Consider the following 13,611-nt stretch of genomic DNA (forward strand, 5'->3'; position numbering starts at 1 on the left):
TCCGGTGGGCCTGGGGTTTCACCCCGCGAAGACGGAGCGGCGCTCCTTGAGCAGGGCCTGGAGCATGCCCTGGATGGACTCGCGGGTGCGCTCGGTGAGCCGCTGCACCTGGGACATGTCCTCGGCGGCCTCCGGCGGCAGCTCGCCCATGCCGATGGGCTCGCCGAAGCGGATGGTCCACCTCGCCGGCAGCGGCGGCGGCGTCACCGGCAGGTAGGGAATCCCCAGGAAGCGGGCCGGAATCTTCCCGAATAGCGGTGCCGTCTCCTCGGCTCCCACGATGGCCACCGGGACGATGGGCGCGCCCGTGCGCAGGGCCAGCTTCACGAAGCCGCCCCGGCCGAAGCGCTTGAGCTGGTAGCGCTGCGCGAAGGGCTTGCCCAGGCCCTGGATTCCCTCGGGGAAGACGATGACCGGGCGCAATTCGTCCAGCAGCCGCAGCGCGTTCTCCGGGCAGGCCCGCACCGCGCCCAGCCGGTTCATCAACGTGCCCAGCATCGGCGCGTAGAAGACCTGGTCCTCCGCCAGCCAACGCGCCTCCTGCAGGTCCGGCCGCTCGCGCGAGAGCGCCTGTTGCAACATGGGCCCGTCGAAGGGCAGCGCCCCCGAGTGGTTGGCCACCAGCAGCACCGGCCCTCCCGGCACGTGGCTCGCCCCCTGGACCGACACCCGCCAGTAGCGCTCGTAGAGGAAGTCCAGCACCGGGTGCAGCACGCCGCCGAGCTCCGCGTCCTTGCCGTACTCGTCGATGGCCGTGCCGCCTCCCACGCCAATCCCCGCCAGCGCCGCGCTCAGAACCCCCTGCGCCGAGCCCAGCGTCTTGCCGAGCCGCTCGCTCGCCAGCGCATGGAAGGCGACCTCCTTCGCCAGCGACATCAATCCCGACAGCCGCGCTCCGAGCCGCGGGGATTCCGCTCCCGGGGAGTCGGAGGTGAAGAAGATGTCCCGGGTGGTGGTGCTCGCGGCGGGCGGCACGGGCGCCAGGGCGGCTTCCACCTCCACCTCGATGCGTGCCTCCTCCACGGCCTCGGCCTCGCTGCCCGGGGCGTACTCGTCGTGACTGGTGTCGATCACCTCGACGACCACCGTTCCGGCCACCGGCGTCGCCGCCGCGTCCTCGAACCCGGGCATGGAGACCGGCCCGGTGGGCAGCGGCTCTCCAATGGTCCGCTCCAACTCCCGCAGGGCCTCCGCGGCGGAGAGCGCCTCCGCCGCCCGCTCCAGCAGATCCACCTCCGCTTCCTCGGCGGCGGACGGCTTGGCGGCGGACGGCCTGGCGTCGGCGGGCTCTCGCGGCTTCGCCGGCTCCTCGGAGATGGCTCGCACCTCCGCTCCGGCCGGCGTCGAGGCAGGCGAGGGCGGCGGCGCGACAGGAGCGCCAGAAGCGGTCCCGGCGACGGTGGCCACTTCGGGCGGCAGACGGGTCTCCGGCTGGGGCGGAGTCTCCCTGGCCTCGATGGGAGATGTTCTCCCGGCGCTGGTGGCGCTGGCCGCCTCGGAGGGGGCGATCACCTCGGATCGGCGCGACGTGGCCTCGAGCGAGGGAGTCTTCCCCTTGGCGGACTCGGCCTTCTTGCCACGTGTGCCCGCCGCCGGCTTGGAGGCGGGCCTGGACTCCACCGGCTTCGGCGCGGCGCTCCTGGCGGCGGGCTTGTTGGGGGCGGGCTTGGACTGCACCGGCTTCTGAGCGGGCGCCTTCTTCGCGGCCCTGGCCGGGGCGGCCTTCTTCGCGGGCGGTGGCGCCGCGGTGGCCTTCTTCTGCTCCGGGGCGGCGGTCACCGTGCTGGCCGCCTTGGACTCCGAGGGACGCTGTGCGGCGCCCCGCTGGAACGGATCGTTCCCGAGCACTCCCTTGGCCATGATCAACTCCTCCGCATCGCCGCCACGGCATCCCGGGCGTGGAACATGGGGATGAAGCCGAGCTCCTCTTCCGCTCGCTCGCCGTTGGCGACCCATCCGTAATGCATGTAGTCGAGCAGGGCGGTGGGGAATCCCGGTCCCCCCAACGTGGACATCGTCCTCAAGGCCGCACGGTAGATCGGTCCAGGCAGGGGAAGCGGTTGGCCGCCCGCCTGCCGGATGAGGCCGGACAGTGGCAGCACTCCGCGGCCGACGATGTTGAACTCGCCTTCCGCGTTGGCGCTCAAGGACTGGTAGAGCGCCCGGGCGGCGTCCTCCTCATGGAGGGCCTGCCAGAGCGGATCGAACCCCAGCAGCGTGGGCACCACCTTGTGCGCCACCATCCGGGTGGCCGGGTTGTTCATGCGCGGGCCGAACAGCGGCGCGAAGCGCAGGACGATGACGCGCGTCTCCGGGTGGCGATCGCGGAAGGTGCGCACCTGCTTCTCCACCTCGACCTTGTCGGTGACGAAGCGGCTGCCGGGGCAGCCCATGAGCGGCGTGTCCTCGCCCAGCAGGGCCGGGTTCTGGCCACGCGCCCCGTAGAGCGCCGTCAGCGAGGGGACGATCAGCCGCGGCACCCGGGCGCGTCCCACCGCGCTCAGCACGTTCATGGTGCCGATGACCTCGAGCTCGTGCGCCAGCGAGCCATCGCGCACCGGCCCATAGAGGAAGGCCAGGTGGTAGAAGACGTCCACGGGCAGCTCGGCGAGCGCGTCGGACAGCTCGCTCTCCGCGTCGTGCCGCGTGAGGTCCACGCGATGGAAGTCCACCTTGTCCCCGGCCGGCTTGGCCACGTCGAGGACCAGGATGCTCTCCACGTCGGGGTCTCGCTCCAACAGTGGCAGCAGCAGCCCGCCCAGGTCACCGGCGGCGCCCGTCACCGCGACGCGAAGTCCCCCCTTGCTCGCCTGAGTTGCTTCCATACGGAGCTGGGCGTGATAGCTCAGAAGCTCCACGTTGTCAGCCGCGACGCGTCAGGAATGGTGGCCAACTCCACGGGTCCCGCGCATGATGTGACTTCTCATGGCACGTATTGCCCGTCTCAGTGATGTCCTCATCAACAAGATCGCCGCCGGCGAGGTGGTCGAGCGGCCCGCCTCCGTCGTGAAGGAGTTGGTGGAGAATTCCATCGACGCTGGTTCTCACACCGTGCGCGTGTCGCTGGAGCGGGGAGGGCTCGGGCGTATCACCATCTCAGACGATGGGCATGGCATGGGGTCCGAGGACGCGCGGCTGTGCCTGGAGCGCCACGCGACGAGCAAGCTGCGCGAGCTGGACGATCTGTTCACCATCAACACCAAGGGGTTCCGGGGCGAGGCGCTGCCGGCCATCGCGTCCGTGTCGCGCTTCACCCTGCACACGGCCGAGCCCGGGGCGCAGGTGGGCACGCGGGTGGTGGTGGAGGGAGGGAGCGAGCCGCTGGTGGAGGAGGCCCCGCCGCGGGTGGGCACGGTCATCTCGGTGGAGGATCTGTTCTTCAACACGCCGGCGCGGCGCAAGTTCATGCGGCGCGAGTCCACGGAGCTGCAGCACGCGGAGGAGGCCGTCATCCGGCTGGCGCTGGCGCACCCGGACGTGTCCTTCTTCGTGGAGCACGGGGGGCAGCAGCTCTTCACCAGCCCGGCGAGTCCTGCGGATCCGCGCGAGCGTATCGCCGCGGCGCTGGGGCCGGGGGTGCACCCGCACCTGGTGCCGGTGGAGGAGCGGCGGCTGGGGGTGAGCGTCACCGGGCACATCGCCTCGCCCGAGTACACGCTGCCCAACGCGCGCGGCATCTACACCTTCGTCAACCGCCGCTACATCCGGGACCGTGGCCTCAACAGCGCCATCCAGCGCGCCTTCCAGGAGTTCCTCGCGGCCGGACGCCAGCCGGTGGTGGTGCTGTTCATCGACGTGGAGCCCCGGGCGGTGGACGTGAACGTGCACCCGCAGAAGCAGGAGGTGCGCTTCGCGGACGGCAAGGGCGTGGGCGACACGGTGCACGCCGCCCTCTCGCGCGCGCTCCGGGCCGCGCCCTGGCTGGGCAACAAGGGGGAGGGTGGGGCGCCCGATCAGCCCCGGCAGGCCGCCCACTACGCCATGGCGGTGGAGCGCTTCCTCACCCGCGCGCAGGAGGCCACCTGGGGCGCGCCGCTGCCGCTGCCGGGCACCCAGGATGCTCCGGCGCCGGGCCCCTCGGAATCGCCCTTCGCCGCCATGTCCATGCCCGCGGCGTCCGGTTCCAGCTTCGCGCCCGTCACGCCGCTGGCGCCGGGGCGCTCGCCCGCCTTCGGACAGGCCCTGCCGCAGCTCAATGAGGCGCCGCCGCCGGGCTACTTCGGCGCGCTGCGGCCCATGGGCGTGCTGGGTGAGCGCTTCCACGTATGCGAGGGGCCGGGGGGCACCCTGGTGGTGCTCGACGCGCACGCGGCCCTGGAGCGGGCCCGGCTGATGACCTTCCAGCGGATGCTGGAGCGGGAGGAGCCACCGGTGCCCACGCTCTTCGGTGCCACGGTGGAGCTGCCGGTGGCGGTGGCGAAGGCGCTGGTGGAGGGGCGCGAGGCGCTCGCCCGGTTGGGGTTGGAGGTGGAGCCCTTCGGGGGGACGACGCTGGCGCTCAAGGCGGTGCCGCCCGCGCTGGTGGGCGCGGACGCCCGGGCGCTGCTGGAGGCCCTGGCCCGCGCGTTGCCTCCGCCCGGTGGGGCGCTGGACGCGGTGTCCCTGGCCGAGTCCCTCCGGGTGCTGGCCTGCCACGCCGCGCGCCATGCCGAGGGCCAGCTCACCGACGGCAAGCTCCGGGCGCTGCTCGGCGAGCTGGACGCGGCGGACTTCCACCCCGCCTGCATCCACGGCACGGTGGTGGTGCTCGAGGTGCCGCTGCTGGAGCTGGAGCGGCGCGCGTTGCGGCCTCCCAACCCGAAAATTTGACCCTCCAAACATCGCTGCTACGGTGCGCCACCCGCCTGTAGCACCGGGGCGGACTGACGCGAGGAGGAGCGCATGCGCGGCGTGATCACCCTGCGGGACGTGATGGCGAACCTGGGCCTGGTCCGGCGGGAGTTCGGCTCGATGTGTGTGGCGCGCTGCCTGCTCGCCGCGCTGTCCCGCCGTCGGACCACGTTTCTCGAAGTCGCGCTGCGCCTGAAGGACTCCTGAGTGATGCGTCGTTTCCTCCTGCTCTGCGCCCTCCTCGCCGCCGCGAGCGCCTCCGCTCAGGAGTACGAGGAGCCGCTCGCCCCGCTCAACGGGGTCGGCCGCATCACCGTCCAGGGCGGCTGGCGGTTGACCACGAACAGCACCTTCCGTGACAGCTTCTACTCGCTGCCGGCCCACCAGGGCATGGAGCGGGCCCCCGCCTCTCCGGGTGGCCCCTTCCTGGCGGGCTCCTTCGGGTACTCGGTGTCGGAGCTCATCGAGCTGGGGATCGACGTGTTCGCCACGGCCGAGCAGCTGCGGCTGACGGGCGCTCCCACGCTCACCAACATCACCTATGGCGGACTGGTGGGGCTGCGCTTCCAGACGCTGTGGGACATCCTCACGCCCGAGGGCGTGGTGCCCTTCGTGGGCCTGCAGACCGGTCCCACCCTGGTGTACTCGCTGGCCGAGAAGGCCGGGAGAAGGGAAGTGGTGACCCAGACCTGGGTAGGGAGCATGGGAGCGACCTTCCGGTTCTCCTCCCGGTGGGGGCTCACCGCCGAGTACCGCCTGGCTTTCGCACGGGGCCGGAGCGCCTTCTCCAACCTCCCCGAGTACAAGAACCTCGCTTCCTTCAATGCTGGGGGTAACTGGTTCGCATTGGGCGTGACGTACATGCTGGCGCCGGAACCTTCCCGGCCGTTCAGCCCGATATAAGCAGGGGGTTGCCTGCCTGGCCCCTTGTCTCCAATGGAATGCACCGGAAATTCCTTGGGGCGCGGGGCCTGTTTCCGGGGCCGACACACGACGGGTGTGGAGATTCCACGAACCGCCCGATGGGAGCCCCTACGATGCGCGAAGAGGCTGAGATCATTTCCGGGCCCAACAGGAAGATGTCCATGGCTGCTGCTGAGACGAAACCTGAGCAAAACAAGGAACTGAGCGAGATCCGTAAGGAGGTCATCGAGGCCCGCAACCTCGTGATCAAGACGGACAGCCTGCTGAAGAACCTTCACGCCGAGGTGAAGGCCATTGGCAAGCGTCATGAGGATCTCCAGAAGCGGCAGTGGATCTCCTCGGGCGTGGCATATGTCATCTTCGCGGCGTTGTGTGTGGCGGGCGCGGTGGTGGTGACGTCCGCGCGCAGCTCCAGCGCGGGCGCCGAGCGCGAGCGGTTGGAGAAGGCGGTGGCCGAGCTGACGACCCAGCTGGACAAGACGCGCGCGGAGCAGACGGCGTCGCAGTCGGCCCAGCGCGCGGCGGCCGAGGTCTTCCGGCTGATGACGACGCTGCCGGGCGATGAGCGGCTCAAGGGCGTGGACGAGCTGGTGAAGCTGGACACCTCGAAGCTGACGCAGCTGGAGCGCCACGCGCTCAACGACAAGGCGGCACAGCTGCGGCGGGAGATCGGCGACGCGGCGTTCGAGCGGGGCAAGGTGGCCTTCCGGCGCAACGACATGAAGACGACCATCGAGGAGATCTCTCGCTTCGTGGCGATGAACCCGCCGCAGGAGCAGCTGCTCGACGCGTCCTTCTTCCTGGGCGTGGCCTACAACATGGAGAAGAAGCACGACCAGGCGGTGCCGTTGCTGGCGCGCTTCGTCGAGAGCGACAGGAAGGCCAAGAACCGCGACTACGCGATGCTTCTGCTGGCGCAGTCGTACCAGGAGACGGGCGAGCTGGATAAGGCGATCCAGACGGTGATGGACGGCGTGGCGCAGCACCCGGCCAGCGAGTTCATCCCGCAGTTCCGTGGCCGCCTGGCGACGGTGCGTCGGATGAAGTCCGGTGGCGCCGAGGCGGCTCCGGCGGCCGCGCCCGCGGCGGCTCCGGCGTCCGCGCCCGCTCCGGCGCAGTAGCCGTCAGCCCCCCTGCCTCCCATCCCATCCCATCCCTCCCTCTCCCTCCGGGAGAGGGTCGGGGTGAGGGTATCGAGGGCCCGGTACCTCGCCTGGAGTGATGGGGAGCCAACTTCGTAAGTGGGGCGTCGCCGAGAATTGACCCGTGCGTCACGAGGACTTCACGGGGATACCCAACACTCAGGGGTGACTCCCGAACGGAGGCTCCCCATGAACGTCGCGTCCCTCTTGAAGACCCCCCGCGCTGATACCCCCAAGCCTGGCGCGCTGAAGCTGCTGCGCGTCGAGGCCAGTGTGCTCGCCGAGGCCTTCCTCGGCCCCGCCCGTGAGAGCGTGCTCGCCTTCCGCTTCATGCGCGCGCTGCTGACCCAGGGGGACAAGGTCGTTCCGCCCCCCGACAAGCGGGTGCTCGCGTAGGGCCTGCGGGCCCCGTTCTCCCACCGCGTCCATCATCCGGGCGTTGCCACGAGGGGCCCAGGGTCGTAAGACGGGCCCCGTGTCCGAGTCCGATCCGCGGAAAGACCCCCGTTACCGTCCCTTCCGAGCCGCCGCCTACGGCATCTACATCGCCGTGGTGGTGGCGTTCTGCCTGGCGATCACCATCAGCGTGTCGCGCTCGGTGGCGGCGATGACGCCGGAGCGCAAGCCCCAGGCGGAGCAGGTGCTGTCCTACCGCGAGTGCCTCGACGCGGCGCAGGAGCTGTGGTCCCAGCTCGAGTCCGAGCGGGAGAAGCTGGTGCGCACCACGCCGGCGAGCAAGGTGGACAGGCAGTGGATGGACTTCCGCACCGCCTGGCTGCAGCGGGTGAGCGACCGCGAGGCGCAGTGCGCGCTCGGCTCCCGCGACCGCACGAGCCTCAAGGAGGTGTTCCGCCGCCTGGAGGAGGTGCAGGACCTCTACACCATCCACGCGGTGCAGTACGCGGGCGAGGTGGGCGGCGCGGTGGACGGGCTGCACGGTGCCTTCTCCGCGGCGCGCAAGAACCCCGCGGCGGGCCGGCTGCCCTGAGCGTCAGCCGCCCCGGTAGCCCGGCTTCCCGGACGGAGGCCCGTGGAGCCGGGCGTGCAGCGTGTCCGTCATCAAGTACCAGAACTGGACATTTCCGAAGCTGAGGATGTCCCCGTCCTTGAGGGTGGCCTCGCGCGTGCCGAGCGACGCCCCGTTGAGGAAGGTGCCGTTGGTGGAGCCGAGATCCTTCACGGTGCAGCGGCCCTGGGGCTCGCTCCAACGCAAGGTGGCATGGCGCTTGGACACGGAGCTGTCGTCGACGACGAGGTCGCAGTCGGGCAACCGGCCCACGCCGAGCTCCTCCACGCGGGCCAGGGGGGGGAGGGTGGTGATGAGCAGGTCATCGAACTCGAAGAGGAGCGAGAGCATGCCCTTCTCGATGTCCGACGCGGCGGCCACGCGGGTGGGCTCGAGCACGAGCGACGAGGGCCGGCCCGGCGAGCGTTGGATGAGGACGAAGGGGCCGAGTTGACGGCGGAAGGCCCCGATGGACAGTGACGCGCCGAGCGCGCGGAGTTCCTGGATGGACAGCACGGTGCGTCAGCATGCCAGAAGTCCGGCGGGGACGGCGTGCGGAAGGTCTGTTGTCGCTGGTGCGACGAGCGGGTTTCGTTGACCGGGTCGTCAAACCTCTCTTACAGTTTCCCTTTCGGCCTGGTCGGCGCCATCGTGAAGGGCGGCGGCTGGCCGCAGCGTTCACCTTTTGCCGTGGGAAGGAGCAGTGTCGATGAGCGGGAGCGGGAACATTCCGATGACCCCCTCGGGTCTGCGGAAGCTGAAGGCGGAGCTGAAGCACCTTCAGACGGTCGAGCGCGGGAAGATCTCCAGGGAGATCGAGGTGGCGCGCGCGCACGGGGACCTGCGTGAGAACGCCGAGTATCACGCGGCCAAGGAGAAGCAGTCGCACATCGAGGGCCGCATCCTGGACCTGAACGACTGGATCGCCCGTGCGGAGGTCATCGACCCGAGCAAGCTGGGTGGGGACAAGGTCGTGTTCGGGGCCACGGTGGAGCTGCTGGACGTGGAGACCGACAAGACGGTCACCTACCGTCTGGTGGGCGAGCTGGAGGCGGACCTGAAGAAGCGGTGGATCGCGGTGACGTCGCCGGTGGCCAGGGCGCTCATTGGCAAGAAGGTGGGCGACATCGCCACGGTGCAGAGCCCGGGCGGCACGCGCGAGTACGAGGTGCAGGAGGTCCGTTTCGAGGATCCGGAGGACGAGCCGGTTTCAGAGGGCTGAGCGCCCTCCTGTGGCCAGCCGAACGGGGGAGCGGGCGGAAGCTCGCTCCCCTGTGTCGTTCTGGTGGGCGGAGGGAAGACATCGCTTTAGGATGAATCGCTCGGACATCCCTGTGAACCACCCGCTCGCCAGCCTCGTAGGACCCCTGAGATACGCCTGCCGGAGTGACTTCGCCCATCTGTCGACGGTGAAGGACCTTCGGGGTCTGTTGGAGCGCGCGTTGGCGGGGGCGACGGGGCTGGACGCGGAGGCGCTGAAGCAGTTGCGAGCGGCGCTGCCGCACGTGGACCATCCGACGATGGAGCGGCGCAAGGCGGCGTTGAGGAGGGTGGTGGCGGGGCTGAAGCTGAGTGGAGTGCCGCTGCCGGAAGAACTGGCGCAGGTCGCGCCCCCCACCCCTCTCCCCCTGGGAGAGGGACGGGGTGAGGGTATCGAGAACCCCGGGCAGAGCCGTGCCGGGATCCGTGCCGAGGGGGTTCCCCCCTGGAAGTCGAGGGAGCCCATCCCCGCGCCGCCGGGAATGCGAACCGCGCCCCAAGGGGTGGTGGTGGAGGGCGCCTCGCAGCCCCTGGCCCACCGTCCGGCGGTAGCGCGTCCGGCGCTGGTCCCGACCAGACCCACCCAGCAGCCGCTGGTGAAGCCCGTGCCGGCGAAGCCGGCGCCAGCCAGGCCCGCCCCCGAGGAGAAGCAGAAACCCGGAGCGAAGCGGAAGAAGCGGGTGGCGAAGGGGCAGGAGGAGTCGAGGGCGGAGGCGAAGCTGCTGTCGATCGCGCCGCGCTCGGGGCCGTTGGCGATTCCGCTGAAGACGATGGGCAAGAAGCTGGGCCCGAGGCTCTTGGCGGCGCTGAACAAGAAGGGGCTGAAGCGGGTGGGGGACATCCTCTTCCTGCTGCCGCGCTGCTACGAGGATCGGCGGAAGCTGCAGACGATCGCCGAGCTGATGCCGGGGGAGCGAGGGGTGACGGTGGGCGAGGTGAAGATGGCGGACTTCGTGCCGAGCCGGACGGGCAAGCGCTACTTCCGTGCGGTGGTGGCGGATCGCTCGGGGAGCATCGCGGCGACGTATTTCAACGCGGGTCCGTGGCTGAAGCAGCGCTTTCCGGTGGGCAAGAGGCTGGTGCTGTCCGGCGAGGTGCGCGCGTCGTTGTCGGGGCGCGAGATGGCGCACCCGGAGATCGAGCCGGCGGAGGACCTCGAGGCGTCCTCGGTGCACTTCAACCGGATCGTCCCGGTGTATCCGGGCTTCGAGCGGGGCGACCAGCGGATGTTCCGGGAGCTGGCGTCGGTGGTGAGCGAGTCCTACTCGAACCACGTGGAGGAGCCGCTGCCGGAGGCGCTGCGCAGGAAGCTGGAGCTGATGACGCTGCCGGAGGCGCTGCGGGCCATCCACTTCCCGGAGGGTGACGCGGATCCGGAGATGCTGGATCGGCACCTGAGCCCGGCGCACCGGCGGCTGGCGTTCGACGAGCTCTTCTTCCTGCAGCTGGGGGTGGGGCTGAAGCGGCAGGGGGTGAAGCAGGAGAAGGGCATCACCTTCGACGTGTCGGCGCCGCGGATGGAGAAGGCGCGCGGGGCGCTGCCGTTCCAGCTCACGGGGGCGCAGAAGCGGGTCATCGAGGAGGTGGCGCGGGACATGGGCCGCGCCGAGCCGATGAACCGGCTGGTGCAGGGCGACGTGGGCTCGGGGAAGACGGCGGTGGCGGTGGTGGCGTCGCTGCTGGCGTTGCAGGACGGCTACCAGGTGGCGGTGATGGCGCCCACGGAGATCCTCGCGGAGCAACACGAGCGCACCTTCCGCAAGCTGCTGGAGCCGCTGGGCTACAAGGTGGGGCTGGTGAGCGCGGCGGGGACGGCGAAGCGTAAGCGGGAGATCCGCGAGGCGGTGGCACGAGGGGAGATCCACCTGGCGGTGGGAACGCACGCGCTCATCCAGCAGGACGTGGGCTTCCAGAAGCTGGGCTTCGTGGTGATCGACGAGCAGCACCGGTTCGGAGTGCTGCAGCGGCACACGCTGATGAGCAAGGGCGTGTTCCCGGACGTGCTGGTGATGACGGCGACGCCGATTCCGCGCACGTTGGCGATGACGCTGTACGGGGACCTGGACGTGTCGATCATCGATGAGCTGCCACCCGGGCGCACGCCGGTGAAGACGCGGGTCTTCAACGACAAGCAGCGGGCGCGCGTGTACGAGGCGGTGGCGTCCGAGGTGCAGAAGGGTCACCAGGCCTACGTGGTGTACCCGCTGGTGGAGGAGTCGGAGAAGCTGGACCTGGAGGACGCCACGCGCGGGGCGGACAAGCTGCGGCAGGTGTTCCCGGGCGTGGAGGTGGGGCTGCTCCATGGGCGGATGAAGCCCGAGGAGAAGGATCTGGTGATGGACGCCTTCCGGGCGGGGAGCATCCAGATCCTCGTATGCACCACGGTGGTGGAGGTGGGCGTGGACGTGCCGAACGCGTCGGTGATGGTCATCGAGTCCGCGGAGCGCTTCGGCCTGTCACAGCTGCACCAGCTGCGTGGCCGCGTGGGCCGGGGCGCGGCGGTGAGCTACTGCTACCTGGTGGCGAACCTGGCGCGCTCCTCGATGGACTCCTCGGAGCGGCTGGGGGTGATGGAGCACAGCAGCGACGGCTTCGTCATCGCGGAGAAGGACCTGGAGATCCGCGGCCCGGGCGAGTTCCTTGGCACGCGTCAGAGCGGCCTGCCGGAGCTGGCGGTGGCGAACCTCGCGCGAGACGGAGATCTGCTGTCGCTGGCCCAGGAGGAGGCCCGGCGGATCCTCGCGAAGGATCCGCGGCTCGAGGCCCCCGAGCACCAGGGCCTGGTGAAGGCGCTCGAGGAGCGCTGGGAGGGTCGGCTGGCCCTCGCGCGGGTCGGGTAGGGCGGGGATTCACGTCCCACCCGACGGGAGCCGCACGGTGACGCGGGCGCCGCGGCCCTTACCGTCGAGCTGGACGGTTCCTCCGTGCAGCTCCACGAGGTAGCGCACGATGGACATCCCCAGACCCTGACTCCCCTGCTTCTGGGGGGCGCCGCCGTCCGCACCGGCCACCTCCAGCGTCACGTGTGTCTCCTCGCGCCGCAACAGGAGCTTCACCTGTCCGCCCTCCGGTGTGAACTTGATGGCGAGGGAGAGGAGGGTCCCCGCCACCTGCTGCAGCCGGCGGGGGTCTCCCTGGACGGGGCCCACGCCGGGCTCCAACCGGGGCTCGATGCGGATGTCCCGGGCCTCCGCCGCGGGGCGCACCGCGGCCATCGCGGCCTCCACCACGGGAGCCAGGGACACCGGTTGCATCTCCAGGCGCATCTTCCCGGCGACGAGGCGCGAGAGCTCCAACAGATCATCGACGAGCTGCGCCTGGACCCTGGCGCTGCGCTCCACCGTCTCCAGGGCGTGCGCCTGCTTCTCGGGGGAGAGCATGTTGGTGCGCAGGATGCTGGCCCACCCGAGGATGGTCGTGAGTGGCGTGCGCAGCTCGTGCGCGACGGTGGCCAGGAATTCGTCCTTGGTGCGGTTGGCCTCCTCGGCCCGTTGCTCCGCCATCCGGCACGCGCGCACCGAGCCCGTCACCTCGAAGGCGAACGCGGCCACGCCGTCCACCCGCCCGAGCGCGTCGCGCAGCGGTTGGCAGGTGAGGTGGAAGAAGTGCTCCTCGCGCTGGCCGTCGGGCCCCTCCACCCGCAGCGGCACCTGCTCCAGGACGAAGGGCGCGCCGGTGACGTAGACCCGATCCAACACCTCGAGCAGGCCCTGACCCTCCAGCTCCGGCAGGGCCTCGCGGGCGGGCCGGCCGAGCATCTCCCGTCCTCCATGGAGCTGGCGGTGGCGCGGGTTGGACAGCTCGAAGACGTGCTGGGGCCCGCGTGTCACGAAGGCCACGGCGGGGGCGCACATCACGAGCGCGTGCAGGCGCGCGTACTCGATCTCCACCTGCTTGAGCGGCGTCACGTCCCGGAGCAGCACGAGCAGGCCCTGTCCGGTGGGAAACACCCGCACCTCCAGCCAGGCGCCCAGGGTCCCGAGGTACTCCTCCACGGTCTCGGGAATGCCCTCCGCGAGCGCACGCTGGCAGGCCCTGCCGAGCTCCGTCTGCTTCAGCTCCGACAGCTCCGTCCACAGGCAGTGGCCCAGGAGCTCGTTCCGGGAGCGTCCCAGGAGCCGCTCGGCGCTGGTGTTGACGTAGGTGGGCCGCCCCTGGACGTCGAGTGCGAGCACTCCGTCCGTGACAACGTCGAGGAGTTGATCGAGCCGTGGAGGTGAGCAGCCGCGCAGGTCCATCAAGGGAAGCATGCGAGGAAGCGTGACAGGTCGACCTCGCGATCGCCCGTCCTCATGGGTTCCCAGCGCCCGGCAGTGAACGGGGGACGTCGGAACGCCCGATGGCTCGAACCCCCAGAGTTGGGCGGATCACACCTGGTGCGTGTGGCGCGACGCCACGGTCCCGAAGTGACACGGTCCTGGGAAGTCCTTGGACCTCCGAGGGTTGGGG

At 70.4% G+C, this 13,611-nt stretch carries 12 protein-coding genes; 8 read left to right on the plus strand and 4 right to left on the minus strand.

The window, feature by feature from the left end:
- Window positions 1–18: 18 nt before the first annotated feature.
- Window positions 19–1,860, minus strand: coding sequence for a lysophospholipid acyltransferase family protein (locus JQX13_RS37775; RefSeq protein ID WP_203404270.1), 1,842 nt, complete (start codon window positions 1,858–1,860; stop codon window positions 19–21).
- Between the two features lie 2 nt (window positions 1,861–1,862).
- Window positions 1,863–2,825 carry an NAD-dependent epimerase/dehydratase family protein gene (locus JQX13_RS37780; RefSeq protein ID WP_203404271.1) on the minus strand — a complete coding sequence of 321 codons (963 nt, stop codon included), beginning with the start codon at window positions 2,823–2,825 and terminating at the stop codon, window positions 1,863–1,865.
- 100 nt (window positions 2,826–2,925) lie between these two features.
- Between JQX13_RS37780 and mutL the strand changes: the two genes are divergently transcribed.
- The 6 genes from mutL to JQX13_RS37810 all read left to right on the plus strand — a co-directional run bounded on the left by mutL (window position 2,926) and on the right by JQX13_RS37810 (window position 7,884).
- On the plus strand, window positions 2,926–4,809 hold the full coding sequence (gene mutL, locus JQX13_RS37785) for a DNA mismatch repair endonuclease MutL (RefSeq protein ID WP_203404272.1): 1,884 nt from the start codon (window positions 2,926–2,928) through the stop codon (window positions 4,807–4,809).
- A 72-nt stretch (window positions 4,810–4,881) separates the two neighbouring features.
- Window positions 4,882–5,037 carry a hypothetical protein gene (locus JQX13_RS37790; RefSeq protein WP_203404273.1) on the plus strand — a complete coding sequence of 52 codons (156 nt, stop codon included), beginning with the start codon at window positions 4,882–4,884 and terminating at the stop codon, window positions 5,035–5,037.
- A 3-nt stretch (window positions 5,038–5,040) separates the two neighbouring features.
- A complete protein-coding gene (locus tag JQX13_RS37795) occupies window positions 5,041–5,733 on the plus strand; it encodes a hypothetical protein (protein ID WP_203404274.1) in 693 nt (230 codons plus the stop codon).
- Window positions 5,734–5,915: 182 nt separating this feature from the next.
- The gene (locus JQX13_RS37800) at window positions 5,916–6,875 is read left to right on the plus strand and encodes a tetratricopeptide repeat protein (RefSeq protein ID WP_203404275.1); all 960 of its coding nucleotides are present in this window, start codon (window positions 5,916–5,918) and stop codon (window positions 6,873–6,875) included.
- Between the two features lie 210 nt (window positions 6,876–7,085).
- The gene (locus JQX13_RS37805; protein WP_203404276.1) at window positions 7,086–7,292 is read left to right on the plus strand and encodes a hypothetical protein; all 207 of its coding nucleotides are present in this window, start codon (window positions 7,086–7,088) and stop codon (window positions 7,290–7,292) included.
- A 79-nt stretch (window positions 7,293–7,371) separates the two neighbouring features.
- Window positions 7,372–7,884: a hypothetical protein gene (locus JQX13_RS37810; protein WP_203404277.1), complete on the plus strand. Its 513-nt coding sequence runs from the start codon at window positions 7,372–7,374 to the stop codon at window positions 7,882–7,884.
- Window positions 7,885–7,887: 3 nt separating this feature from the next.
- Here the strand turns inward: JQX13_RS37810 and JQX13_RS37815 are convergent, their stop codons facing one another.
- Complete coding sequence (locus JQX13_RS37815; protein WP_203404278.1) at window positions 7,888–8,418, minus strand: FHA domain-containing protein; 531 nt, start codon at window positions 8,416–8,418, stop codon at window positions 7,888–7,890.
- A 193-nt stretch (window positions 8,419–8,611) separates the two neighbouring features.
- Here JQX13_RS37815 and greA point away from each other — a divergent pair, with 193 nt between their 5' ends.
- Complete coding sequence (greA, locus tag JQX13_RS37820; RefSeq protein ID WP_203404279.1) at window positions 8,612–9,124, plus strand: transcription elongation factor GreA; 513 nt, start codon at window positions 8,612–8,614, stop codon at window positions 9,122–9,124.
- 91 nt (window positions 9,125–9,215) lie between these two features.
- On the plus strand, window positions 9,216–12,002 hold the full coding sequence (gene recG, locus JQX13_RS37825; protein ID WP_203404280.1) for an ATP-dependent DNA helicase RecG: 2,787 nt from the start codon (window positions 9,216–9,218) through the stop codon (window positions 12,000–12,002).
- Between the two features lie 9 nt (window positions 12,003–12,011).
- Here recG and JQX13_RS37830 read toward each other — a convergent pair whose 3' ends face one another.
- Window positions 12,012–13,412, minus strand: coding sequence for a sensor histidine kinase (locus tag JQX13_RS37830; protein ID WP_203404281.1), 1,401 nt, complete (start codon window positions 13,410–13,412; stop codon window positions 12,012–12,014).
- Window positions 13,413–13,611 lie beyond the last annotated feature (199 nt).

This window comes from Archangium violaceum, from assembly GCF_016859125.1.
Lineage (GTDB): Bacteria > Myxococcota > Myxococcia > Myxococcales > Myxococcaceae > Archangium > Archangium violaceum_A.

Coding starts and splice junctions, on each gene's coding strand:
- JQX13_RS37775 (WP_203404270.1), bottom strand. CDS start 1,860: ATGGCCAAGGGAGTGCTCGGGAACGATCCGTTCCAGCGGGGCGCCGCA.
- JQX13_RS37780 (WP_203404271.1), bottom strand. CDS start 2,825: ATGGAAGCAACTCAGGCGAGCAAGGGGGGACTTCGCGTCGCGGTGACG.
- mutL (WP_203404272.1), top strand. CDS start 2,926: ATGGCACGTATTGCCCGTCTCAGTGATGTCCTCATCAACAAGATCGCC.
- JQX13_RS37790 (WP_203404273.1), top strand. CDS start 4,882: ATGCGCGGCGTGATCACCCTGCGGGACGTGATGGCGAACCTGGGCCTG.
- JQX13_RS37795 (WP_203404274.1), top strand. CDS start 5,041: ATGCGTCGTTTCCTCCTGCTCTGCGCCCTCCTCGCCGCCGCGAGCGCC.
- JQX13_RS37800 (WP_203404275.1), top strand. CDS start 5,916: ATGGCTGCTGCTGAGACGAAACCTGAGCAAAACAAGGAACTGAGCGAG.
- JQX13_RS37805 (WP_203404276.1), top strand. CDS start 7,086: ATGAACGTCGCGTCCCTCTTGAAGACCCCCCGCGCTGATACCCCCAAG.
- greA (WP_203404279.1), top strand. CDS start 8,612: ATGAGCGGGAGCGGGAACATTCCGATGACCCCCTCGGGTCTGCGGAAG.
- recG (WP_203404280.1), top strand. CDS start 9,216: ATGAATCGCTCGGACATCCCTGTGAACCACCCGCTCGCCAGCCTCGTA.
- JQX13_RS37830 (WP_203404281.1), bottom strand. CDS start 13,412: ATGCTTCCCTTGATGGACCTGCGCGGCTGCTCACCTCCACGGCTCGAT.